Origin of the sequence: Selenomonas sp. CM52, assembly GCF_000292955.1 — a bacterium.
In the GTDB taxonomy this organism is placed as follows: domain Bacteria; phylum Bacillota; class Negativicutes; order Selenomonadales; family Selenomonadaceae; genus Selenomonas.
The window spans coordinates 58,531-81,629 of sequence record NZ_ALNM01000010.1; the positions used below are offsets into that span (position 1 = coordinate 58,531).

The following is a 23,099-nucleotide window of genomic DNA, read 5'->3' on the forward strand; positions in this document are numbered from 1 at the left end:
GAGAAAGGAAGAACGATATGCTTCTTGAGGTCAAGAACCTCCATATCCAATATGCCGGCACCGAGATGGTGCATGGCATAAGTTTTTCCCTCGATTCCGGCGAAGTATTGTCACTCGTGGGCGAGAGCGGCAGCGGCAAGACCAGCGTCATACGCGCAGTCTTGGGCTGCCTCCCCCACGAGGGGCGCGCGAATGAAGGCGAGATCATCTTTTCCGGCGTGAACATGCTGAAAAATACGCCGAAGATGTGGCGTGACATCAGTGGGCGCAACATCTCGATGATTTTCCAAGACAGCGGCAGCATGATGAATCCCATCCGCACGATCGGCAGCCAGTTTGTCGAGTACATCCTTGAGCACAGCTCGATGGACCCACAGAAGGCGGAAAAAGAGGCGAAGGAAATGCTGGACAAGATGCAGCTTCCGAACCCCGATACCATCATGGACAGCTTTCCCTTTGAGCTTTCAGGCGGCATGCGTCAGCGTGTCGGCGTCGCCATGGCAATGTTCTTTCGGCCGCAGCTCCTCTTGGCAGATGAGCCGACTTCGGCGCTCGATGTTACGACGCAGGCGCAGGTGGTCAAGGAATTGATGAAAATCTGCCGTGAGGACGGCACGGCCATCATCCTCGTCACGCACAATCTCGGCGTTGCCACCTATATGTCGGACAAGATCATGGTCATGCAGAACGGGCACGTCGTGGAAGAGGGAACGTCTGAGGCGATCATCGAAAACCCGCAGGCGAACTACACGAAGGAACTCCTGCATTCCGTGCCGCAGATCGGGGGTATGTCGTATGCCAGTTAAAAACGAAGAAGTCCTGCGCATCGAGCATATCACGAAGCGTTTCCCTACAGCTGACGGCCGTGCGCTCACGGCCTGCGATGATGTGAGTTTCTCCCTGTGCAAGGGGGAAACTCTCGGCATCGTGGGCGAGAGCGGCTGCGGCAAGAGTACGCTGGTCAAGACGCTCATGCAGCTTCATAAGCCGACGGAGGGCAAGATTTTCTTTCAGAATAAGGAAATCACATCTCTTACGGGAGAAGAAGCGCGGCAGAATCGCCGCAACATCCAGATGGTCTTTCAAGACCCCGGTACGGCGTTCAATCCCAAGATGAAGATCAAGGACATCCTTGCCGAACCTTTGCGCAACTTCGGACTTTTGAAGACGAGTGCAGCGGAAAAGGCGAAGGAGCTATTGAACCTCGTCGAACTTCCCGCAGAATTTGCCGAGCGTTATCCCGGCAATATGAGCGGCGGGCAGAGGCAGCGCGTCGGCATCGCACGCGCATTGGCGCTTGAGCCGGAAATCCTCGTCTGCGATGAGGCGACGAGTGCGCTCGACGTCTCCGTACAGGAAAAGGTCGTCGAACTTCTGGCAAAACTGCAGAAGGAGAAGGGCATCTCCATCCTCTTCATCTGCCATGACCTGGCGCTCGTCGCGCTGCTCACGCACCGCGTCGTCGTCATGTATCTAGGCAATGTCGTCGAAATCCTGCGCGCAAAGGATCTGCCCAAGGCGAAGCATCCCTATACGCAGGCCTTGATGAAGTCGGTCTTTCCGCTGCAGCCCAAGGGCAAGGCGGACGTTCAGCTTCTTCGCGGCGAGATTCCAAGTCCGCTCGATGTGCCCAAGGGCTGTCCTTTTCAGAATCGCTGTGACAAGTGCATGCCGGTCTGCAAGGAAAAGAAGCCTGCTCGCATGGAACTTTCCGAGGGACATATCGTAGCATGTCACCTTTTTGCAAAAGATCAAGAAGAGACAAAGGGCGCCTGAAACGAATCGTGCAGTTGACGATGATATTCTTAAAAAGAAAAAGATTTTTATTATCGTCTTGTTGCAAGGAAGGCTTTGTTGTATAATTGGCAACGGTAATTATGTGACGAGCTGGAAACAAAGGGGCTTGGGACGATTTATGACATTGACCTCTCACGATCGCAAGTATCTCGCAATCGCTATGCCTGCCGCCATGGAAGGCGTATTCATGAATCTCTTGGGCATGGCGGATCTCGTCATGGTCGGCGCCTTGGGCACGTTGTCCATTGCGGCAATCGGCGTCTTCGAGCAGCCGCGTATGGTGCTTCTGACCGTTGCGCGTTCCTTTGCCTCCGTGGTCGTGCTCTTGGTGGCACGTCATGTCGGGGCGGGAAGACGGCAAGAAGCGGGGGAGGCTCTTCTGCATTCGGTGTTCATCACGATGCCGGTTCTTGCTGTCATGCACCTTGCAGCCTTTCTCTTCGTAGACGATGTGCTTCTCCTCATGGGAGCAAAAGAGGAGTATTTCACTCTTGCACACAGCTATGCAGCGATTGCCGTTGCGGCAGTCTTCTTTCTGTCCATGGCGACACTTCTGCAGGCAGTGCTCATCGGCTTCGGCAATACGGCACTCGTGCTTGCTGTCAATGTGACGAGCAATGTCATCAATGTCATAGGCAATGCATTCCTGATTTTCGGCCTCGGGCCGTTTCCAGCGCTTGGGGTCGAAGGCGCGGCGATTGCCACGCTCTTAGGCTCGTTCTTTGCTTTCCTTGCGACGCTTATCGCGCTTTTCCGCTTGGGCATTTTTCGTGGAATGCAGAAGGTTTTTCCCAATCTGCCCTTTTTGCGGGAATTCGGCAGTCTCTTTGCCGGGATTTTCGGTGAGATGGGCTGCGAGCGCGTCGGCATGGTGCTCTATTCGCGCATGGCAGTGGAACTTGGCACGATTCCCTTCGCCGTGCACAGCATCTGCATGAATTTCTGCGACCTTTACTATGGCTTTGCTCAAGGCATGGGCAAGGCGAGCATGGTGCTTGCCGGCCAGTCCTGCGGCGCACGCCGCGCACATGGCTGGCGCGCCTACCTGCGTGCAGGCGTCCGGTGGGGGCTGGCATTCTCTCTGCTCGCCGCAGTGTTGACGGCAGTTTTCTCAACTTCCATCATCGGTTTCTACGACCGCGATCCTGCGGTCATCACCATGGGAACGCCCATCATGCTCTTCGTGGCGGCAGTGAGCTTCCCTGAGGCCTTGGCGCTGATTTTTGCCGGAGTCCTGCGCGGCAGCGGCAAAACGGGGCAGGTGGCGATGTGTTACTTCGTCAGCGTGACCTTTTTGCGCCCGCTCTTCACGGCGTTTCTGCTCTACGTGCTCGGCCTTGGCATTTTGGGCGCATGGATTGCGCTCGCCTTTGACCAGTGCTTACGCGCAGCGGCATCGGGCTTCCTCGTGCGGCGCGTGCGTGTCGCAGAGCTGATGGGAAGCGGATGAAGCGTTTGAGAAAGGATAGTATACGAATATTCAACGAATGGATATTCCATCCCGTATTACAGACAAAAATTCGAGAGGCGATTTTCACCGCCTCTCGAATTTTTTATACGTTTGGAGGAATTACTTGCAGCATATAAGAATCAATGCTATAATAAAATAGTATTTTCGCAAAGTAAAGAACTAAAGAGCTCATTGCTTCGATAAAAGGATGGGATGGACATGATCAACGAAAAGCTGCGCAGCGAGTTGAGCGATCAGCTTATGGCGGCAGTCTTGCTCCTGCGCAATACAGAGGAAAGCTATGCTTTTTTCGAGGACATCTGCACGGTCGCTGAACTCAAGGCGATGGCGCAGAGACTCGAAGTGGCGTCCATGCTGCGGCGGGGAAATACATACGATGCGATTGTGGAGCGCACGGGAGCCAGTACGGCGACGATCAGCCGCGTCAAGCGCTGCTTGAATTACGGCGCTGACGGCTACGAACTTGTGCTGGAGAGAATGCGGCAGAAAAAGGAAGAAAAAAATGGGCAAGAGGTGGATGAAGATGTCCGAAAATGAATGGATTTTTGGGATTCCCTATGGAACGCGGGATCTCATGCCGCAGGAAGCGCAGGAAAAGCGCCATGTGGAAGCAGCACTCATGGAGCTTTTCCGTCTCTGGGGATACGATGAGATCGCGACGCCTGCCATCGAGTACCTTGACACCTTGACGATGGGAAACGGGCGCTGCCTGGAACCGCAGATGTTCAAGCTGTTCGATCAGGACAACAGGACACTGGCGCTGCGCCACGAGATGACGACGCCCATCGCACGTCTTGTCGCGAGCCGCATGAGGGAGGAGCCTCTGCCGCTGAAACTTGCCTATATCAGCAACGTTTTCCGCTCGGAGCAGGCGCAGGCGGGGCGGCAGTGCGAATTCAATCAGGGCGGCGTCGAGCTCATTGGCACGAGCGCCGTCGCGGCTGATGCCGAGGTCATCGCCTTGGCCATCGAGGGCATCCGCGCGGCAGGGCTGCAGGATTTTCAAGTCTGCCTCGGGCAGGTCGATTTCATCAGCGGCATGATGCGCCAGATGCACTTCACCGAGACGCAGCAGGAGCGCGTCACACTTGCCTTGGAGCGGCACGATCTCGTAGAGCTTGCCGCAATCGTGGAGGAAACGGATCTTCCGGCTGCGGCAAAGGAGGGCATGAAACGAATTCCCACGCTGCATGGAAAGAAGGACGTCCTGCACGAAGCCTACAGCATTGTATTGAACGAGCAGGGGCGAAGGGCGCTCGACAATCTGTCGGAAATCTATCGTCTGTTGCAGGAATATGGCGTCGCCGAATACGTCTCTTTCGATCTCGGCGTGATTCGCGACTTGAATTATTATACGGGGATGGTGTTCGAGGCGTACGCCCCAGGGTTAGGCTATCCTATATGCGGCGGCGGGCGCTACGACCAACTGCTTGCGGGCTTCGGCAATCCTTGCCCCGCCACAGGTTTCGCGCTGGGCATCGAGCGCCTGCTTCTCGCAAAGGAGCGTCAGAGTCAAAAGCGAATCCTGCCGTCCAAAGACTGCTACATCGCCTATGCACACGACAAACTGCCCGAGGCGCTGCGAGAGGCAAGGAAACTGCGTGAGCAGGGGAAGACATGCGAAACGGCGTTTCAGGCGCAGGCAGAGCAGAAGGCCGATGAGTACAGGAAATCCAAGGGCTATAAAGAGCTCATCTACATTTCATGAAACAGAGGGTTCTGCAATTCCTCCATGCCCTCACAGCGCATCTGAATGAAAGCGATCATGCTTTTGTGCGCCGGTTTCTTACCGAAGGGGAGCGTGCGCTGTTCTATGCGATGGACGTCATCGATCAGCGTCATGCGCTTCATACGGCGTATACGGCATTGGAATTGGCACACAAAAAAAACGGCGTGGACGAAATTTTTCTCGTGCGCATCGCTCTCCTGCACGATGTGGGGCGCGTGAAAGGCGACCTCGGCCTTTGGGGAAAGGTCGCCGTCGTTCTCTTGAACCGCTTTCTGCCGCATTTTTCGCGCCGTCATGCGACTGTCTCGCGCGATGGCATCTTCGGTTTTTGGCATCATGCGCTTTACGTCTATTATCATCATGCCGAAATCGGCAGTGAGAAATTGCGTCTCTTGGGATGCAGCAGGGAGGCGTCCGTCGTGCGTCTGCACCATGCTTCGCCCACAGCCGAAGATTCGATGGAACTGCAGTTGCTGCGGCAGGCGGACAGTCTGAATTAGTGAAAGCACTGATAAATTCAGCCGCCCATCTTCACACGTCCGGGCGACCTCGTTTTATCAGCGCTTCCTTAGTGATTCGAGGTGTAATTGATGGATATAAACGGAAAGGACTACTTGACGATTGCTTTTCCGAAGGGCAAGCTTTTCGGGCTGTCCAAAGAGCTTTTTTCCCGCGTCGGCTATACGGCGGAGGGACTGGAAGAGAAATCGCGCAAGCTCATCATTTCCAACGAGGAAAAGAAGATTCGCTTCATCGTCGCGAAGACGGCGGACGTGCCGACGTATGTCGAATACGGTGCGGCGGACATCGGCGTCATAGGCAAGGACGTCCTCGCGGAAGCGGAAAAGGACGTTTATGAAGTCCTCGACCTCGGCTTCGGCAAGTGCCATCTGATGATGGCGGTCGATAAAGCGCAGAGGAGAGCAAAGCTCGCCGACTATGCGCATACGCGAGTCGCCACGAAGTTTCCTCATATAGCGGAGCAGTTTTTTACAAAAAAAGGCATGCAGATGGAATACATCAAGCTCAATGGATCCATCGAGCTTGGCCCCTTGGTCGGGCTTTCCGAGAGCATCGTGGACATCGTGGAAACGGGCACGACGCTCAAGGAGAACAATCTTGAGGAAATCGCGCACATCATGGATGCGACGGCGCGGCTCATCGTCAATCGCGTGAGCTACAAGCTGAAGTTTGAGCGGATCTACCGCTTGGTCGAAGATTTGCGCAATGCGTTGGAAAGCGGGGAAGCAAAATCATGAAGATTGTATCGGCGAAAGAGCTCGGTAAAGATAAAATACGGAAGCTCTTGGTGAAGCCGCCCTTCGATGAGGTGCAGCTCAATCCAAAGATTCGCGAGGCGAACCGAAAGATCTTCGGCGTCGATCTCACGGCGGCGGAAGTCGCCGTGCGCATCGTCGAGGACGTGCGCCGTCATGGCGATGAAGCTGTTGTCAAGTACACGAAACTCATCGACGGCACGGATTTTTCTCCCGAAGATTTTCAAGTATCGGAAGAGGAGTTTGCCGAAGCGGAAAAAAATGCAGACCCGGCAATCGTCGCATCGCTACAAAGAGCCGCGCACAATGTGCGCAGCTACCACGAAGAACAAAAAGCAAATTCATGGCTGACGTACCGTGAAAAAGGCTCGATTCTCGGACAGTCGCTGATTCCGCTCGACCGCGCGGGCATCTATGTGCCGGGCGGCACGGCGGCGTATCCGTCCTCCGTCTTGATGAACGCTGTTCCGGCTGCCGTCGCAGGCGTCGGCGAGATCATCATGATGGTGCCGCCGAAAAACGGCAAGATCAATCCCTATGTGCTTCTCGCGGCGAAGATTGCGGGCGTGTCCAAGGTCTACAAGATCGGCGGCGCACAAGCGATCGCCGCCATGGCCTACGGCACTGCGACGATTCCGCGCGTCGACAAGATCACGGGCCCCGGCAACATCTTCGTCACGCTCGCGAAGAAAGCTGTTTACGGCCATTGTGACATCGACATGCTGGCCGGCCCGAGCGAGATCCTCATCGTCGCCGACGAGACGGCAGATTCCGCCTATACGGCAGCCGATATGCTGAGTCAGGCGGAGCATGACACTCTGGCGTCAAGCATCCTCATCACGACGAGCGCAAAGCTCGCGCATGAGGTCGAGGCTCTGCTGGAGGAACAGCTGAAAGGGCTGCCGAGGGAAAATATCGCCAGAGCGTCCATCGAGAACAACGGTCTCATCGTCATCGCCGATGACATCATGGAAGCGTTGGAATACGCGAACATTTCCGCGCCCGAGCACATGGAACTTCTGACGAAGCAGCCGTTCGAGCTTCTGCCCTATGTGCGCCATGCGGGAGCGGTTTTCCTCGGCGCATATTCGCCGGAACCCTTGGGCGATTACGTCGCGGGTCCCAATCATGTATTGCCGACGGGCGGCACGGCGAGATTCTATTCCGTGCTCAACGTCGAGACCTTCATGAAGCGCACGAGCATCATTTCCTATACGAAGGACGCCCTGCATGATGTGGAGGCGGACATCATACGTCTGGCGGAAGCGGAGGGGCTGCACGCCCACGCCAATGCCGTGCGTCTGCGCAGCAAGGAGAGGAAGGACTGACATGCGCCAAGCCGAGGTCAAGAGAAAGACAAACGAAACGGAAATCGCGCTTCGCATCGGCCTTGACGGCACAGGCAAGTGCTCCATCAATACGGGAATCGGTTTCTTCGACCACATGATGACCCTTTTTGCCGTGCATGGACTTTTTGACCTGGAAATCCTTTGTCATGGCGATACCGAGGTGGACGGACATCATTCCGTCGAGGACATCGGCATCGCCTTGGGACAGGCATTTCGCGAGGCTCTGGGCGACAAGGCGGGCATTGCGCGCTATGGGTCGTTCTACTTGCCTATGGATGAAGCTCTCGCCTTCGTGACGCTCGACATCAGCGGCAGGGCATACCTCGTCTACGATGGGGGCGAGATGACGCCCGTCGTCGGCAGCTACGATACGGAGCTGACGGAGGAGTTTTTGCGTGCCTTTGCCTTCAATGCCGGCATCACGCTTCATGCTAAGGTGTTCTATGGCAGGAATACGCATCATAAGATCGAAGCGATCTTCAAGGCGCTCGCTCATGCGCTGCGCCTTGCCGTCGCCAAGGATCCGCGCGTCAAAGGCGTGCCGTCGAGCAAGGGTGTTTTATAGGAGGATTTGCATGATTGCGGTCATTGATTACGGCGTAGGAAACCTCTTCAGCGTGGAAAAAGCGCTCCTCCATAGTGGTGCAGAAGTGGAGGTCACGCACGATGCAGAACGAATTGCGGCGGCGGAGAAGCTCGTCCTGCCGGGCGTGGGCGCATTCGGCGACTGCATGAAGCGTCTGGAAGCGACGGGGTTGATTCCTGTGATACGGCATGAGATAGAAGCGGGAAAGCCGCTTCTTGGCATCTGCGTCGGCCTGCAGATCCTTTTCGAAGGCAGCGACGAATCGCCAAACGTTGCAGGACTCGGCATCTTTTCCGGCAGGGTGCGCCGCATCGAGGCGCCCGAGCTGAAGATTCCGCACATGGGATGGAACTCCTTGGATTTTGCGGAACGCCATGAGGGGCAGCCGGGCATTGGCCTTTTCCGCGGTATTCGTGCAGGTTCTTACGTCTACTTCGTTCACAGCTATCATGCTGTGCCCGAAGAGCCTCAGATCATCACGGCGCAGGCGATGTACGGCGAATGCCTGACGGCGGCGGTAGCGAAGGACAATGTTCAGGCCGTCCAGTTCCATCCCGAGAAATCGGGAGCGGTCGGCAGCGCGATCCTGAAGAATTTTGTGAATGCTTAGGGGGCGGGAGAATGCTCATCATTCCAGCGATTGATATAAGAAATGGAAAATGCGTGCGCTTGTTCAAGGGGGACTTTGCCCGGGAGACGGTTTTTTCTGATCATCCTGAGGAAATGGCAATGAAGTGGCAGAGCGCCGGCGCACGCTTCCTGCATCTTGTCGACTTGGACGGCGCTCTGGCGAAGAAGCCGATGAATCTCGCTGCGGTAGAGCGCATCCTGGGGAGTGTAGACATCTCTGTTGAACTTGGCGGCGGCATCCGTTCGCTCGAAAATATTGAAGAGGTGCTGGCTCTCGGTGTGAGTCGCGTGATCCTCGGCTCCGTGGCGGTGCAGGATCCCGCGCTTGTGGAAGAGGCCTGCCAAAAGTACGAGGAGCGCATCATCGTGGGTATCGACGCCAAGGACGGCATCGTCGCCGTCGATGGCTGGGGCGTTTCCGGCGAAGTGGAAGCGGGCGAGTTGGCAAAGCGCATGGTCAATGCAGGCGTTCGCACCATCATCTACACCGACATTTCTCGTGACGGAACATTGACGGGCGTGAACGCGGAGGCGACGGTCGCTCTCGCCAAGGAGAGCGGCGCGGCGGTCATCGCTTCAGGCGGCGTAAATTCTCTCGATGACATCCGCCGTCTGAAGCGGTTGGAAGCCGATGGCGTCTGCGGCGTGATCGTCGGCAAATCCATCTATACGGGGGCGCTTGACTTGCAGGAAGCCATTGAAATCGCCGGCCAGGAGGGGTAAAATGTATACGAAGCGCATCATTCCCTGCCTCGATGTCAGAAACGGGCGCGTTGTCAAAGGTACGAACTTCGTCGGTCTGCGCGATGCGGGCGATCCCGTCGAACTGGCGGCACGCTATGACAAAGAAGGGGCGGACGAGCTGGTGTTCCTCGACATTACGGCGTCGCACGAGGAGCGATCGACCATCGTCCAAGTGGCCAAGGCCTGCGCCTCCGAGATGTTCATCCCGTTCACCGTCGGCGGCGGCATACGCACGCCCGAGGATATCCGCAGGCTGTTGAAGTCGGGTGCGGACAAGGTGTCCTTCAACACGGCCGCCGTGAAAGATCCCGAGGTTCTGCGCCTCGGCGCGGCGCGGTTTGGCAGGCAGTGCATCGTCCTCGCCATCGACGCGCGAAAGAGCGGGGAAAACGAGTGGGAGGTCTACATCAATGGCGGCAGGACGCCGACAGGCATGGACTGCCTTGCCTGGGCGAAGAAGGGCGTCGCTTTGGGCGCAGGGGAAATCCTATTGACGAGCATGGACGCTGACGGCACGAAAGATGGCTACGACATCGCGTTGACGCGCGCTGTTTCTGAAAGCGTCCCCGTGCCCGTCATCGCCTCGGGCGGTGCGGGGAAGCTTTCTCATTTTTATGATGTGCTGACGGAAGGGAAGGCAGACGCCGTCCTTGCCGCTTCGGTTTTCCACTATGGCGAATTTACCATAAGGGAAGTTAAGGATTATCTGAAGAATCGTGGAGTGGAGGTCAGATTATGAATACTTCGATTGATATTTCCATGATACATTTTGACGAAAAAGGTCTTGTCCCCGCCATCGTGCAGGAGGAAAACGGCGAGGTTCTCATGCTCGCCTACATGAATGAGGAATCGCTGAAGAAAACTTTGGAAACAGGCTTCACATGGTTCTACAGCCGCTCGCGCAAGAAGCTCTGGCGCAAAGGGGAGACTTCGGGCAACGTGCAGCAGGTCAAGGAAATCTCCTACGACTGCGACGGAGACACGCTTCTCGTGCGCGTGCATCAGGCGGGCGTCGCGTGCCATACGGGCACATACTCGTGCTTCAGCGGACGCAGGCTGGGCAAGGACGAGAAGGGCGTCGCCGTCATCGGCGACGAGCCGCAGACTTCGCTCGCAGAAGTGCTCAATGCCGTTTATCACGTCATCCAGGAGCGGCGCGTTCATCCCGTTGAAGGTTCCTACACGAATTATCTCTTCGACAAGGGACAGGACAAGATCTTGAAAAAGGTAGGCGAAGAAGCGGCAGAGACCATCATCGCCTCAAAGAATATGGAAAAGAGCGACATCCTTTACGAGATGGGCGATCTCTGGTATCACTGCCTCGTGCTTCTCGCGTTCCACAACATCGTGCCCGATGAACTCTTCGTCGAGCTTATGAACCGCAGGAGCGGAGGCAGCTACCACCAATTCACAGGAAAGGACGGCGTGCGTCCCGATGTGTGAGGGAAAGGGCGATGTCCTGCAGCTGCCCGAGCCTGACCTCCTGCCCGACCGGGAAATCAACTTCCTGGAGCTTATTGAACTTCGCGCAAGCCGCAGGCAGTACACGGCGGAGGTTCTGTCCTTGCAGGAGCTTTCTTATCTCTTATGGTGCACGCAGGGCGTCAAGATGGTCGCAGAAGGAGGACGCACGCTGCGCAATGTCCCATCGGCAGCGGCGCTCCATCCGTTGACAACCCTGTTGTATCTGCAGAATGTAGAAAATGTGCCCACAGACTTTTATCAATTTATGCCTGTGGAACATGCACTGAAGCGTTTGACTCTTTCTGAAGATGCTCCGGAGGAAATGCTTGCCGCCTTCGAGCAGCAGGCAATGGTGCGTCAAAGCGCGGCAATCTTCTTCTGGGTCGCAGACGTCGTGCGCGGCATTCGCACGTACGGGCGCAAGGTCTACGAGTACATCTATCTCGATGCCGGTCATATCGGGCAGAATCTCTATCTGACGGCTCAGGCACTGGGCTTGGGCGCGTGCGCCGTCGGCCGATTCGATGAGGCGGCGCTGCATCGCTCGCTCCTGCTCGACGGTGAGGAGAAAAAGATCGTACATGCAGCCTGCATCGGCAAGATATGATTTCTATCTTGCCGATGCGGGCTTGCTTTTCGTATGTATCGTAGGATATAATGGAAACCATCATATATCATCTGAAAACGGGAGGCTTCTTTTCGATGAAAAATACGAAACCGATCTATACGATAGGGCATCGCAATCCGGATACGGATTCCATCTGCTCCGCAATCGGCTATGCGCATCTGAAGCAGGCGATGGGCGAGAATGTTGTGCCGGCGCGCGCGGGAAAGGTCAACGAGGAGACGAAATTTGCTCTGAACCACTTCCATGTGGAACAGCCTCTTCTCATCACCGATCTCTATCCGCGCGTGAAGGACATCACGCTCGACTGCAAGACTGTCGTCAAAGAAACGGACAGCCTGCGTCATCTCGGCGAAATCATGCGTGAAAACGATCTGAAGTCGGTTCCCGTCGTCGATAAGGACGAGCGGCTCATCGGCATCGTGACCGTCAGCGACCTCGCGCAGCGCTATTTCAAGGAACTCAGCATGCAGAATCTCGCCGACGCGGGCGTCTCCTTCCGCGATGTGATCCGCGTCATTGACGGTGAGGTCATCGTCAACGGCGATGAGGGCGGCAAGATTCGCGGCAATGTGCGCATCGCCGCGGGTAGCATCAGCATGATTCAGGATGTCGTCAAGGAGCACGACGTCGTCCTCATCGGTGACCGCAGGGACGAGACTTTGATTGACTGCCTGAAGCAGGGAATCGACTGCATGATCGTCACGGGCAACGGCAGGGTGTCGCCGAGCGTCATCGAGGAAGCCGAGGAGCGCCACATGCTCATCATCAACACGCCCTATGACACCTACACTTGTGCGCGGCTCATCAACCAGTGCGTGCCTGTCAAGCGCATCATGCAGGACGAGATTGTCGCCTTCAAGCCGCTCGACCTCCTGAGCGACATCAAGGGAACGATGGAGCAATACAGCTACCGCAATTATCCCGTCGTGGAAAATGGCAAGCTCGTCGGGCTCGTGAGCAAGGACATGCTCATGGTACCGGAGCGCGAGCGCGTCATCTTGGTTGACCACAATGAGCGCGGACAGGCAGTCGAGGGCATCGAGGAAGCGAAGATTCTTGAGATCATCGATCACCACCGTCTCGGCGGCATCCAGACGAGCGAGCCGATCTTCACGCGTCAAGAGCCTGTGGGCTGCACGGCGACGATCGTGGCGAACATGCACTGGCACAGGGATGTCGACATCCCGCCGTCGATCGCAGGCCTGCTCCTCTCGGCGATTCTTTCCGATACGGTGCTCTTCAAGTCGCCGACTTGCACGCCATACGACAAGAAGACGGCGGAACGTCTGGCGGAGATTGCCGGCGTCGATATCATGGAATATGGCATGGCAATGCTCAAGGCGGGTTCGGGCATCGGCAACATGTCGCCCTTGGAAATCACCAAGAACGATATGAAGGAATTCCAGATTGGCGATTACCGCATCATCGTCAGCCAGATTTCCGTCATGGACACGAAGGAAGTCATGGATATCGAGGCGGAAATTGTTAAGAGCATGGCGGACGTCTGCAAGAAGGAAGGCTACGACATGAGCCTCGTCATGGTCACGGACATCATCGCTGAAGGGACGTATCTGCTCTACACGGGATCGCCCAAGACGTTGATCGGCGAGGCGTTCCACAAGGATGCCAGCGGCACGCATATCTATCTGCCCGGCGTCATGTCGCGCAAGAAGCAGATCATCCCGCCCCTTTCGGAAGCCGTCAAATTGATCAAGAAGCAGTGAGAGCTGTAAAAGGCAGGAACGGCTGTTGCAGTATATCTGCGGCAGCCGTTTCCTTTGCTGCAATCAAACATGTATGCTGCTGATGTTTGTGAGGTTGATACAGTGGATATTTTTCAGGGCTTGAATCCCATGCAGCGGGAAGCTGTCGCACATATCGACGGCCCGCTGCTCATCATGGCGGGCGCCGGTTCGGGCAAGACGAAGGTGCTCACCTGCCGCATCGCCAATCTCTTGGCGCACGGCGTGCCGCCCTACGGCATCTTGGCAATCACGTTCACGAACAAGGCGGCGGCAGAGATGCGCGAGCGCGTCGATCGCATGATCGGCGGCTTGGGCAAGGATGTCTGGCTCAGCACATTTCATTCCTTCTGCGCACGCTTTCTGCGGCGCGAGATTGAAGCGGGCGAAGTCTACAAGAAAAATTTCGTCATCTACGATACGTCAGATTCCAAGACCGTCATCAAGGCGTGCCTCAAGGAGCTGAATCTTGATGACAAGCAATTTGCTCCCGCAAAGGTGCAGAACGCCATATCGAACGCGAAGAATCTCATGCTCGGCCCGCGCGCCTACGCGCGGCAGGCGGATACGTTCCATGCGAAGAAGATTGCGGAGCTTTTCAGCCTGTATGACAAGAAGCTGCGCGAGAACAACGCTTTGGATTTTGACGATCTCCTGCTGCTCGCCGTCGACCTTTTGGAAAATAACGACGAACTGCGTCAGAAGTATCAGCAGCGTTTCCGCTACATCCTCATCGACGAATATCAGGATACGAACGGCGCACAATACAGGCTCACAACGCTTCTGGCAGGCGGTCATCACAATCTCTGCGTCGTCGGCGATGCCGATCAGTCCATCTACGGCTGGCGCGGCGCAGACATCAGCAACATCTTGAATTTCGAGAAGGACTTTCCCGAGGCGAAGACGATCAAGCTTGAGCAGAATTATCGCTCGACGAAGAATATCTTGGCCGCAGCCAATGCCGTCATCCGAAACAATGAGAATCGCAAGCCGAAGAAGCTCTGGACGGAAAACGCCGTAGGGGAGAAGATCGCCCTCTATCAGGCGAATGACGAGCGCGACGAGGCAAGATTCGTCGTAGATACCGTGCAGAAGCAGAAGACGCTCTTTTCCGTCGATTATGGCGACATCGCCGTGCTTTACCGCACGAATGCGCAGTCGCGCGTCCTCGAAGAAGCCATGATGGCGGCGGGGATTCCCTATACGATGGTTGGCGGCTTGAAGTTCTACGACCGCATGGAAATCAAGGACATCATTGCCTATCTGCACGTCCTCTACAACCCGTTTGACGCCGTGAGCCTCCTGCGCATCATCAACGTGCCCAAGCGCGGCATCGGCGCATCGACGATCGCCAAGCTCACGGAGTATGCCGCCATGCATGAAGAAGCCTTCTTCGATGTCCTGTCAAGTCCCGAAGCGCTCGAAGCCATGGGATTCAAGACGCGCACGAAGAATCTGCTCGAAGCCTTCGCCGCGCTTCTCTTTGACCTCATGGGCAAACTTGCCGCTATGCCGCTTTCTTCCTTTATCGAAGCCTTGCTTGACGATACGGGTTATATCAAGGAGTTGGAGAAGCAGGATACGCCCGAGGCGCAGACGCGCATCGAGAACTTGCGCGAATTCGTCGGCGTGGCACGAGAGTTTGAAAAGACGGAAGAAGAGCCGACTTTGGAAAATTTCCTCAACCAGATCGCACTCGTCTCCGATGTCGATACGGCGAACATGGAGGACGACCGCGTGACGCTCATGACGCTTCATTCGGCAAAGGGCTTGGAGTTCCCCGTCGTCTTTCTCGTGGGCATGGAGGAGGGAATCTTTCCCCATGCGCGCACGCTGCTTGAGCCGAGCGAAATCGAGGAAGAACGCCGCACCTGCTATGTCGGCATCACGCGCGCTGAACGCAAGCTCTACTTGAGCTACGCGCGCTATCGGACGCTTTACGGCAAGGGGAATGTCTATCCGCCGTCGAGATTCCTCGCGGAGATTCCCGAAACGTATTTGGAAAAGGCACAGGCTTTCGGACGGAGCGCGTTTTTAGAGTCGCGGGGCATGGGGAGGCCGCAGTCCGCCTTCGAGATTCTGCAAAGTTTGCAGCGGACGACAGCTCCTTCTGCATCGCCTGCGCCTGTACCTTCTTCCCCTCGCGAGGTGCGTCCTGCCGCGTCCGCCGCAATTCGCCCGAGCATGGAAGTGGCATGGCGTGCGGGCGACAAGGCTCGTCATGGCAAGTGGGGCGTCGGCACAGTCGTCTCGGTCAAGGGCGAAGGCGAAGAAGTCGAGCTGAAGATCGCCTTCCCGCAAATCGGCATCAAGGGGCTCATGCAGAAGTATGCTCCCATCGAGAAAGTCTGAGGTTCTTATGGATATTCAAGAAGTCAAAAAAGAGCTTGCACAGCTGCGGCGCACGATACGTCACCACAATGTGCGCTACTACAACGACGACAATCCCGAAATCAGCGATTACGAATACGATCAGCTTATGCTGCGGCTCAAGGCGCTGGAAAGGGAATACCCCGAGCTTATCACGGAAAACTCACCGACGCAGAAGGTCGGTGGTACAGCGAAGCGCACGGCAGGCACGCTCGTGCACCACGATGTGCCGATGCTTTCGTTGCAGGATGTATTCTCTCGCGAGGAGATAGAAGCTTTCGTGCGCGATATAGAGGCGCGCATGGAAAATCCTGTGTTCGTCGTCGAAGAAAAGATCGACGGACTTTCGCTTGCCCTGCGCTATGAAAACGGGATGCTGAGCCGTGCCATCACGCGCGGCGACGGCGTCGTACAGGGCGAGGACGTCACGGAAAATGCCAAGGTCATCAAAGATGTCGTGCAGAAACTCAAAGAGCCGCTGCCTTACTTCGAGGTGCGTGGCGAAGTCTACATGACGAAGGCGGCATTTGAGGCGGTCAACGAGAGGCGTCAGCTTCTCGGGCTAAAGCTTTTTGCCAATCCGCGCAACTGTGCGGCGGGCACTCTGCGCCAACTCGACAGCCGCATCACGAAGGAGAGGGGGCTGTCCCTCTTCGTGTTCAATCTGCAGGCGGTGCGCGGCAAGGATTTCCAAACGCATGTCGAAGCCTACGACTTCATGAAACGGCAGGGCATCAAGGTCATTCATGCCTATCACGTCTGCCGTACGGCAGAGGAGGTCTGGGATGCCATCGAGCAGATCGGCGCCTCGCGCGGCGATCTGCCCTACGACATCGACGGCGCTGTCGTCAAACTCAATGATTTTTCGCAAAGGGAGAGCCTCGGCGCGACTTCCAAGGCGCCGCGCTGGGCGATCGCCTATAAATACCCGCCCGAGGAAAAGGAAAGCGTCGTGCGCAGCATCACGCTTTCTGTCGGCCGGACGGGGCGCATCACACCGACGGCGACGTTCGATCCCATCCGTCTTTGCGGTACGACGGTCGAGCGCGCGACGCTGCACAATCAGGATTTCATCGACGATCTCGATGTGCGCGTAGGCGATACCGTCGTCGTCTACAAGTCGGGAGAGATCATTCCGAAGATCAAGGCGGTCGTAAAAGAAAAGCGTCCCGAGGGAACAGAGCCGTTCAAGATCGGCGATCGCTGCCCCGTCTGCGGTGCAAAGGCTGAGAGAGAGGCGGATTCCGCCGACGTCAAGTGCATCAATCAGGCATGTCCGGCGCAGGTGGAGAGCCACATCCTGAATTTTGTGAGCCGCGACGCTATGGACATCAAGGGTTTGGGCGAAAAGAACATCGCCGCCTTGATTGAAAAAGGTTTCCTTCACACGATCGTCGACATCTTCCGCTTGAAGGAGCATCGGGAAGAGCTGATTGCCCAAGGCGTTGTCGGCAAGGAAAAAAACACGGACAAATTGCTTTCGGCAATCGAAGAAGCAAAGAAGAACGAACCGCAGCGTCTTTTGACGGGACTCGGTATCCACGGTATCGGCAAGGCGGCAGCTGCCGCTCTCATGCAGCATTTCAAGACCTTGGAGGCTTTAGAAAATGCGTCCGATGAGGCGATTCTCGCGGTGCGTGATATGGGCGAAACGAGCGTCGCCGCCATCCGTTCGTATTTCCAAAACGAAGGCAATGCAAAGATTTGCCGCGAACTGCAGCAGCTCGGCGTCGCGACGGCAGCACAAGAGCGTACGGCACAGGGCGACGAACTGGCCGATATGAGCTTCGTCGTCACGGGCACGCTGCGTCATTTCGGGCGCAGGGAAATCACGGAGCTGATCGAGCAGCACGGCGGACGCGTGACAAGTTCCGTGTCCAAGAAGACGGACTGCCTCGTCGCGGGAGAAAATGCTGGCAGCAAGCTGCAAAAGGCGGAGCAGCTGGGCGTCCGAATCTTGACGGAGGAGGAGCTCCTGCAGCTGATTGACCATATTTGACATCGCATATTGAAAACACTGGAACAATCGTGTCAGGCTATGCTATAATTGTTTGTTAGTACGAGGTCGAGCGAATGAATCCCAAGCGGAATTTGTTCAAGCTTGACGTAATCTCTGATGGGGGTAGGTTCTTTTGAAATACATGACAGGAAATGAATTGCGCGAAGCGTATTTGCAGTTCTTTGCGGAGAAAAAGGGGCATCTGCGGTTGCCGAGCGCTTCGCTCATCCCTGCAAACGATCCAACGCTCTTGATGATCGGCGCGGGCATGGCGCCGTTCAAACCGTTCTTTACGGGCAAGATGAAACCGCCGCGCACGCGCATCACGACGAGCCAGCGCTGTGTACGTACGGGAGATATTGAGAACGTCGGGCGCACGGCACGTCATCAGACGTATTTTGAAATGCTCGGCAACTTCTCTTTTGGAGACTATTTCAAAAAAGAGGCGATTCCTTGGGCGTGGGAGTTCCTGACGGATGTCTTGGATTTGCCGAAGGAAAAGCTTTGGGTCACGGTCTATCCGAAGGACGATGAAGCAGCCGCCATCTGGCGTGAGCAGCCTGGCTTCCCGCAGGATCATATCGTGAAACTCGATGACAACTTCTGGGAGATCGGCCCCGGCCCTTGCGGTCCTGATTCGGAAATCTACATCGACCTTGGTGAAGAGCGCGGTTGCGGCAGCCCAGACTGTGCTGTCGGCTGTGATTGTGACCGCTACCTCGAAATCTGGAATCTCGTCTTTACGCAGTTCGACCGCACGGAAGACGGTCAGTACAATCCGCTTGAGCACAAGAATATTGATACGGGATGCGGTCTTGAGCGATTGGCTTCCGTGCTGCAGAATAAGAAGACGAACTTCGAGACGGATTTGCTCTTTCCCATCATCGAATACGCCTCGAAAGTATCCGGTGTCGTTTATGGCGAAAATGCGGAGAAGGACGTCTCGCTCAAGGTCATCGCTGACCATGCGCGCAGCATGGCAATCATGATCATGGACGGCATCCTGCCTTCAAACGAGGGACGCGGCTATGTTCTGCGCCGCATCTTGCGTCGTGCTGTGCGCCATGGGCGCATCCTCGGCATTCATGACAAGTTCTTGGAAGGCGCGATTGATGCCGTTGCCGAAATCTACAAGGGTGCAGCGGACTTTGAAGAGCTTGCTGAGAAGAAAGAATACATCAAGAAAGTTATCAGCATTGAGGAGGATCGCTTCGCGGCGACGCTCGCACAGGGCATGGAACTCTTGAACGGTCACATCGAGGACTTGAAGCGAGAAGGCAAAAAGGTGCTTCCTGGTGAAATTGGCTTCAAACTCTACGATACGTACGGTTTCCCATGGGAAGTCACCGACGAGATCTTGCATGAAAACGAAATGGAACTTGACAAAGATTCCTTCGAGAAAGCGATGGAGAAGCAGCGCGAACGTGCCCGTGCCGCGCGGCAGGAAAATCAGCGCGTCGCCGTACCCGACCTCTCGGGCATCGATACGTCACATCTCTGTGTCGATGAGAATGCGAAGGAATCGACCGTCGTCGCCATCTGGAAGGACGGCGGTCTCGTCGATGAGCTTGCCGACGGTGAGGAGGCGGGCATCATCTTGCAGTCGACGCCTTTCTATGCAGAAGGAGGCGGTCAGGTCGGCGATGCCGGACTTTTGGAGACGGAATTTGGCCGCGTGCAGGTTGCCAACGCCAAGAAACTTCCCGACGGCACGGTTTATCATATCGGTTATGTTGAAGAGGGCATGTTGAAGGTTGGCGACCATGTTTCCATCCAGATTGATTGGATGAAGAAGCTGTCGTCAGCGCGCAACCATACGGCAACGCATCTCCTGCAGGCTGCGTTGAAGCGCGTCGTCGGCGATCAGGTCAATCAGGCTGGCTCCTTGGTCATGCCCGAGCGCCTGCGCTTCGACTTCTCCAATTTCGAGCCTGTGACGGCGCTGCAGTTGCAGGAAGTGGAACGCCTGGTCAATGAGCAGATTCTCATGGCAAAGCCTGTGGAAATCGCGCAGATGGAAATCGACAAGGCGAAGAAACTCGGCGCTATGGCGCTTTTCGGTGAGAAGTACGGCGATGTCGTGCGCGTCGTCTCTGTGCCGGATTTCAGCATAGAGCTCTGCGGCGGCTCGCATGTAAAGAACATCGGCGAGATCGGCATGTTCAAGATCATCAGCGAGACGGGCATCGCTTCTGGCGTGCGCCGCATCGAGGCTTTGACAGGCAAGGCGGCCATCGACTACATGAATGAGAAGGCGGAGACTCTCGCCGCAGCCGCACACGCGTTCAAATGTCGCGATGATGAACTTGTTTCCCATATTGAGAGCGCATTGGCAGAGAACAAGAAACTCAAGCAGGAAATCGCTTCTTTCACGAAAGAACGCGCCATGGGAGATGTCGATATGCTGCTCGCGCAGAAGAAGCAGATAAAAGATCTTTCCTTTGCTTCGGGCATCGTTGAAGCCGATAATATCGACGATCTGCGAAAGATTGCCGACATGCTGCTCGATCGTCTGGAAAGCGGCGTGGTCGTGCTTGCCGCCGCGCACGAAGGGAAAGTCAGCCTCGTGGCGAAGGCGAGTGACACAGCTGTGGCAAAGGGCGCTCATGCGGGCAACATGGTCAAGGCGGCAGCTAAAATCGTTGGCGGCGGCGGCGGCGGACGAAAAGAGATGGCGCAGGCAGGTGGCAAAGAGCCTGCTAAGATGCCAGAAGCTTTGCAGGAAGCTGAAAAGGTTCTGGCGGAACAACTTGCTTAACACGACTGTATGGTCAAGTCTCGTGCCTGCACACGCTGTTCGCAGTTCCGACGGGAAACTTTCCTTGGAGGGATTCCCATGGCGCAGAGGTGATCTTCGTGGAAATAGATGTTACGAAAAAGGCAATACGATTTTTGCAGTTCAGTCTGCTTGGCCTATTGATGCTCGCTGCCCTCACGATCGGCGGCATCTGGCTCTACCAGCGCTCGCATAATGTTGTGACGCTCGAAGACGCCCAGGTGAAAAGTGCGCTCGTGCCCGCAAAAGCAAAGGCAGATGGCACGATAGCGGAAATTCTGGTCGCCGACGGCGCTCATGTGGAGGCAGGGGACGTCCTCGCGCACATCAAGGTCAATGTCACGGACGAGGATATCGCCCAGTTGCAGCAAAATGTCACGTTAGCGAAACAAAGCTTGGAGAATTTGCAGAAAGGAATCGCTGTCACGCAGCCCGTCGTGAATGAAGCTCCGAGCGCTGCGGTCGATACGGAAGCGGCACGCGCACGCATGGAGCGAATGAACGAGCTCTATGCGATGGGCGCTATCAGCGCCGTGAAACGCGATGAAGCCGAGGCCGCTTACAATGCCGCTGTTGCTTCCAATCAGGCTCGTGCACCTTCATCAAGCTATCGCACCGTCCTGCAGCCCGCTTCGCCGGAACAGATCAAACAAGCAGAACTGTTTTTGAAGCAGGCGGAAATCGCCTTGGCAAAGGCGCAGCAGGATAAAGCGGGAACAGATATCATTGCGCCCGCTTCCGGAACGCTCTATCTAGCCGAAGACATCGCTGCTGAAAGCAAGGTCAGCACGGGGCAAACCTTTGCAAACATCGGCAATGCCAAGGATTTGTGGATTGAAGCCGTTTTGAACGATGATCAGAAAGCGAAGGTGCGCCTAGGGCAATTCGCTTCTTATCGCTTGGGCGGACGCGACATACAGGGTACGGTGCAGGATATAGAGGAACCTGATGCAGACGAGGGAGATGAGACGGTATCTGGCAAAGTCCGTGTGCGCATTTCTGTTCCCGAAGAGGCGGGAGAAGGAATACAACCTGGAATGAAGGTCTCTGTGCGCTTGTCGCCTTGAATGAACGATAGAGAGGACGGATGTATTGCGTATACTATTGACGAATGACGACGGTATAGAAGCTGCCGGAATAGAGGCGCTCGTGCGCGTGCTCTCGCCGCACCATACGGTCGTTGTGGCTGCCCCGGCCTTTGAGCAAAGCGGCATGTCCCATGCAATCACGGTCAAGAAGTACATCCGTCTCGATCGGTATCGCCCTTTGGAAGAGCGATACGGCGTGGCGGCATATCGGATTGAGGGTACGCCGGCGGACTGCGTGAAACTTTACCTTGAAGCGATTTCTTCCGATATATATCCGGAGTATGTAATCTCCGGCATCAATCACGGAGCGAATCTGGGCACGGATGTGCTTTATTCCGGCACAGCCAACGCTGCGATGGAAGCGTATCTGCATGGAATCACAGCGACGGCCGTATCCCTCGACATGAAGTCCGAAATCTCGTATGATACAGCTGCCAGACTTATGGAGGAGAATCTTTTTTCTCTCTTTTACGAAGAGGGAAAAGTGAACTTCTATAATGTAAATTTCCCCAAAAAATTCGGCGAAAATGGTCCGCAGTTCGTATTCACGCAGCTTGGCCGCCGCGATTACATCAATGCATTTCAAAGGATGGAAGATGTGGACGGGAAGGAATGCTATTTTCTCGGCGGGGAGATTCTCGACGAGGGAAACAGCGATGCAACGGACATCGCTGCCGCAGAGCGCGGCTACATCTCCGTCACGCCGCTTCAGACCGATCTGACGGATTACCTCTATTTGGAGAAACTGCTGCGCTGAAATTGCCGCTTTGCAGGAAACGATTTTTAGGAGGAGCAACGCACATGGAATCAATGATCAAAGACATCAAACTCGCGCCGTCGGGTCATGACAAAATCAACTGGGTCAAGAACTTCATGCCTGTCATGGAAGCCGTCAACAAGGAATTTTCCGTGACGAAGCCCTTTGCAGGCAAGAAGATCGTTATCACGCTGCATCTTGAAGCAAAGACAGCGTATTTGGCGTTGATCATGAAGAACGCCGGCGCAGAGGTTGCCATCACGGGCAGCAATCCGTTGTCCACGCAGGATGACATCGCGGCAGCGCTCGTCGAAGATGGGCTTCATGTCTTTGCGACGCACGGCTGCACGGACGAAGAGTATGAGAATTACATCGACAAGGCGCTTGACCTTAAGCCTGACATCATCATCGACGACGGCGGCGACCTCGTGAATATTCTGCATACGAAGCGCCGTGAACTTCTACCGAACATCCTCGGCGGTTCGGAGGAAACGACGACGGGCGTGCATCGTCTGCATTCTCTCGCCCGTGCGGGCAAACTTGAGTTCCCGATGATTGCGGCGAACGACGCCTACTGCAAGTATCTGTTTGACAACCGCTATGGAACGGGGCAGTCAACGTGGGATGGCATCATGCGCACGACGAACCTCTGCATCACGGGCAAAACCGTTGTCATTGCCGGTTACGGCTGG

At 55.9% G+C, this 23,099-nt stretch carries 21 protein-coding genes; all 21 read left to right on the plus strand.

All coding sequences use genetic code 11. From position 1 onward, the window contains the following. Positions 1-17: 17 nt before the first annotated feature. Complete coding sequence (locus HMPREF1153_RS01785; protein ID WP_009645188.1) at positions 18-806, plus strand: ABC transporter ATP-binding protein; 789 nt, start codon at positions 18-20, stop codon at positions 804-806. Next, a complete protein-coding gene (locus HMPREF1153_RS01790; RefSeq protein WP_009645176.1) occupies positions 796-1,776 on the plus strand; it encodes an ABC transporter ATP-binding protein in 981 nt (326 codons plus the stop codon). The genes HMPREF1153_RS01785 and HMPREF1153_RS01790 overlap by 11 nt, the downstream gene beginning before the upstream one ends. Before the next feature lie 139 nt (positions 1,777-1,915). Further along, the gene (locus HMPREF1153_RS01795) at positions 1,916-3,247 is read left to right on the plus strand and encodes an MATE family efflux transporter (protein ID WP_037369466.1); all 1,332 of its coding nucleotides are present in this window, start codon (positions 1,916-1,918) and stop codon (positions 3,245-3,247) included. A gap of 219 nt (positions 3,248-3,466) precedes the next feature. Then, positions 3,467-3,805, plus strand: coding sequence for a YerC/YecD family TrpR-related protein (locus HMPREF1153_RS01800; RefSeq protein ID WP_009645185.1), 339 nt, complete (start codon positions 3,467-3,469; stop codon positions 3,803-3,805). Then, positions 3,792-4,976 (plus strand): ATP phosphoribosyltransferase regulatory subunit, encoded by a 1,185-nt coding sequence (gene hisZ / locus HMPREF1153_RS01805; protein ID WP_037369469.1) that lies wholly within the window; start codon positions 3,792-3,794, stop codon positions 4,974-4,976. The genes HMPREF1153_RS01800 and hisZ overlap by 14 nt, the downstream gene beginning before the upstream one ends. Beyond that, entirely contained in the window at positions 4,973-5,497 is a 525-nt protein-coding gene (locus HMPREF1153_RS01810) for a phosphohydrolase (protein ID WP_009645169.1), read from the plus strand. The genes hisZ and HMPREF1153_RS01810 overlap by 4 nt, the downstream gene beginning before the upstream one ends. Positions 5,498-5,587: 90 nt before the next feature. Then, positions 5,588-6,256, plus strand: coding sequence for an ATP phosphoribosyltransferase (hisG, locus tag HMPREF1153_RS01815; RefSeq protein ID WP_009645168.1), 669 nt, complete (start codon positions 5,588-5,590; stop codon positions 6,254-6,256). Then, positions 6,253-7,602 carry a histidinol dehydrogenase gene (gene hisD, locus HMPREF1153_RS01820; RefSeq protein WP_009645209.1) on the plus strand — a complete coding sequence of 450 codons (1,350 nt, stop codon included), beginning with the start codon at positions 6,253-6,255 and terminating at the stop codon, positions 7,600-7,602. Before hisG ends, hisD begins: the two co-directional genes overlap by 4 nt. Position 7,603: 1 nt before the next feature. Beyond that, a complete protein-coding gene (gene hisB / locus HMPREF1153_RS01825) occupies positions 7,604-8,188 on the plus strand; it encodes an imidazoleglycerol-phosphate dehydratase HisB (RefSeq protein WP_009645180.1) in 585 nt (194 codons plus the stop codon). Between the two features lie 10 nt (positions 8,189-8,198). Then, positions 8,199-8,819: an imidazole glycerol phosphate synthase subunit HisH gene (gene hisH / locus HMPREF1153_RS01830; protein ID WP_009645214.1), complete on the plus strand. Its 621-nt coding sequence runs from the start codon at positions 8,199-8,201 to the stop codon at positions 8,817-8,819. Positions 8,820-8,830: 11 nt separating this feature from the next. Continuing rightward, positions 8,831-9,562: a 1-(5-phosphoribosyl)-5-[(5-phosphoribosylamino)methylideneamino]imidazole-4-carboxamide isomerase gene (gene hisA, locus HMPREF1153_RS01835; protein ID WP_009645202.1), complete on the plus strand. Its 732-nt coding sequence runs from the start codon at positions 8,831-8,833 to the stop codon at positions 9,560-9,562. A gap of 1 nt (position 9,563) precedes the next feature. Next, complete coding sequence (hisF, locus tag HMPREF1153_RS01840) at positions 9,564-10,322, plus strand: imidazole glycerol phosphate synthase subunit HisF (protein WP_009645206.1); 759 nt, start codon at positions 9,564-9,566, stop codon at positions 10,320-10,322. Continuing rightward, positions 10,319-11,026: a bifunctional phosphoribosyl-AMP cyclohydrolase/phosphoribosyl-ATP diphosphatase HisIE gene (gene hisIE / locus HMPREF1153_RS01845; protein ID WP_006192378.1), complete on the plus strand. Its 708-nt coding sequence runs from the start codon at positions 10,319-10,321 to the stop codon at positions 11,024-11,026. The genes hisF and hisIE overlap by 4 nt, the downstream gene beginning before the upstream one ends. Continuing rightward, positions 11,019-11,654, plus strand: a complete 636-nt coding sequence (locus HMPREF1153_RS01850; protein ID WP_009645218.1) for a SagB/ThcOx family dehydrogenase — start codon at positions 11,019-11,021, stop codon at positions 11,652-11,654. The genes hisIE and HMPREF1153_RS01850 overlap by 8 nt, the downstream gene beginning before the upstream one ends. Positions 11,655-11,749: 95 nt before the next feature. Continuing rightward, the gene (locus HMPREF1153_RS01855; RefSeq protein WP_013740791.1) at positions 11,750-13,399 is read left to right on the plus strand and encodes a putative manganese-dependent inorganic diphosphatase; all 1,650 of its coding nucleotides are present in this window, start codon (positions 11,750-11,752) and stop codon (positions 13,397-13,399) included. Between the two features lie 102 nt (positions 13,400-13,501). Next, a complete protein-coding gene (pcrA, locus tag HMPREF1153_RS01860; RefSeq protein ID WP_009645207.1) occupies positions 13,502-15,769 on the plus strand; it encodes a DNA helicase PcrA in 2,268 nt (755 codons plus the stop codon). Between the two features lie 7 nt (positions 15,770-15,776). Then, the gene (gene ligA, locus HMPREF1153_RS01865; RefSeq protein WP_009645223.1) at positions 15,777-17,786 is read left to right on the plus strand and encodes an NAD-dependent DNA ligase LigA; all 2,010 of its coding nucleotides are present in this window, start codon (positions 15,777-15,779) and stop codon (positions 17,784-17,786) included. A gap of 133 nt (positions 17,787-17,919) precedes the next feature. Further along, entirely contained in the window at positions 17,920-20,544 is a 2,625-nt protein-coding gene (alaS, locus tag HMPREF1153_RS01870; protein WP_009645170.1) for an alanine--tRNA ligase, read from the plus strand. A gap of 134 nt (positions 20,545-20,678) precedes the next feature. Next, positions 20,679-21,629, plus strand: coding sequence for an HlyD family secretion protein (locus HMPREF1153_RS01875; protein ID WP_232208161.1), 951 nt, complete (start codon positions 20,679-20,681; stop codon positions 21,627-21,629). 25 nt (positions 21,630-21,654) lie between these two features. Then, entirely contained in the window at positions 21,655-22,407 is a 753-nt protein-coding gene (gene surE / locus HMPREF1153_RS01880) for a 5'/3'-nucleotidase SurE (RefSeq protein ID WP_037369472.1), read from the plus strand. 44 nt (positions 22,408-22,451) lie between these two features. Continuing rightward, on the plus strand, positions 22,452-23,099 hold a 648-nt coding region (locus HMPREF1153_RS01885; protein WP_009645183.1), incomplete at its 3' end, for an adenosylhomocysteinase.

Coding starts and splice junctions, on each gene's coding strand:
- HMPREF1153_RS01785 (WP_009645188.1), top strand. CDS start 18: ATGCTTCTTGAGGTCAAGAACCTCCATATCCAATATGCCGGCACCGAG.
- HMPREF1153_RS01790 (WP_009645176.1), top strand. CDS start 796: ATGCCAGTTAAAAACGAAGAAGTCCTGCGCATCGAGCATATCACGAAG.
- HMPREF1153_RS01795 (WP_037369466.1), top strand. CDS start 1,916: ATGACATTGACCTCTCACGATCGCAAGTATCTCGCAATCGCTATGCCT.
- HMPREF1153_RS01800 (WP_009645185.1), top strand. CDS start 3,467: ATGATCAACGAAAAGCTGCGCAGCGAGTTGAGCGATCAGCTTATGGCG.
- hisZ (WP_037369469.1), top strand. CDS start 3,792: ATGTCCGAAAATGAATGGATTTTTGGGATTCCCTATGGAACGCGGGAT.
- HMPREF1153_RS01810 (WP_009645169.1), top strand. CDS start 4,973: ATGAAACAGAGGGTTCTGCAATTCCTCCATGCCCTCACAGCGCATCTG.
- hisG (WP_009645168.1), top strand. CDS start 5,588: ATGGATATAAACGGAAAGGACTACTTGACGATTGCTTTTCCGAAGGGC.
- hisD (WP_009645209.1), top strand. CDS start 6,253: ATGAAGATTGTATCGGCGAAAGAGCTCGGTAAAGATAAAATACGGAAG.
- hisB (WP_009645180.1), top strand. CDS start 7,604: ATGCGCCAAGCCGAGGTCAAGAGAAAGACAAACGAAACGGAAATCGCG.
- hisH (WP_009645214.1), top strand. CDS start 8,199: ATGATTGCGGTCATTGATTACGGCGTAGGAAACCTCTTCAGCGTGGAA.
- hisA (WP_009645202.1), top strand. CDS start 8,831: ATGCTCATCATTCCAGCGATTGATATAAGAAATGGAAAATGCGTGCGC.
- hisF (WP_009645206.1), top strand. CDS start 9,564: ATGTATACGAAGCGCATCATTCCCTGCCTCGATGTCAGAAACGGGCGC.
- hisIE (WP_006192378.1), top strand. CDS start 10,319: ATGAATACTTCGATTGATATTTCCATGATACATTTTGACGAAAAAGGT.
- HMPREF1153_RS01850 (WP_009645218.1), top strand. CDS start 11,019: ATGTGTGAGGGAAAGGGCGATGTCCTGCAGCTGCCCGAGCCTGACCTC.
- HMPREF1153_RS01855 (WP_013740791.1), top strand. CDS start 11,750: ATGAAAAATACGAAACCGATCTATACGATAGGGCATCGCAATCCGGAT.
- ligA (WP_009645223.1), top strand. CDS start 15,777: ATGGATATTCAAGAAGTCAAAAAAGAGCTTGCACAGCTGCGGCGCACG.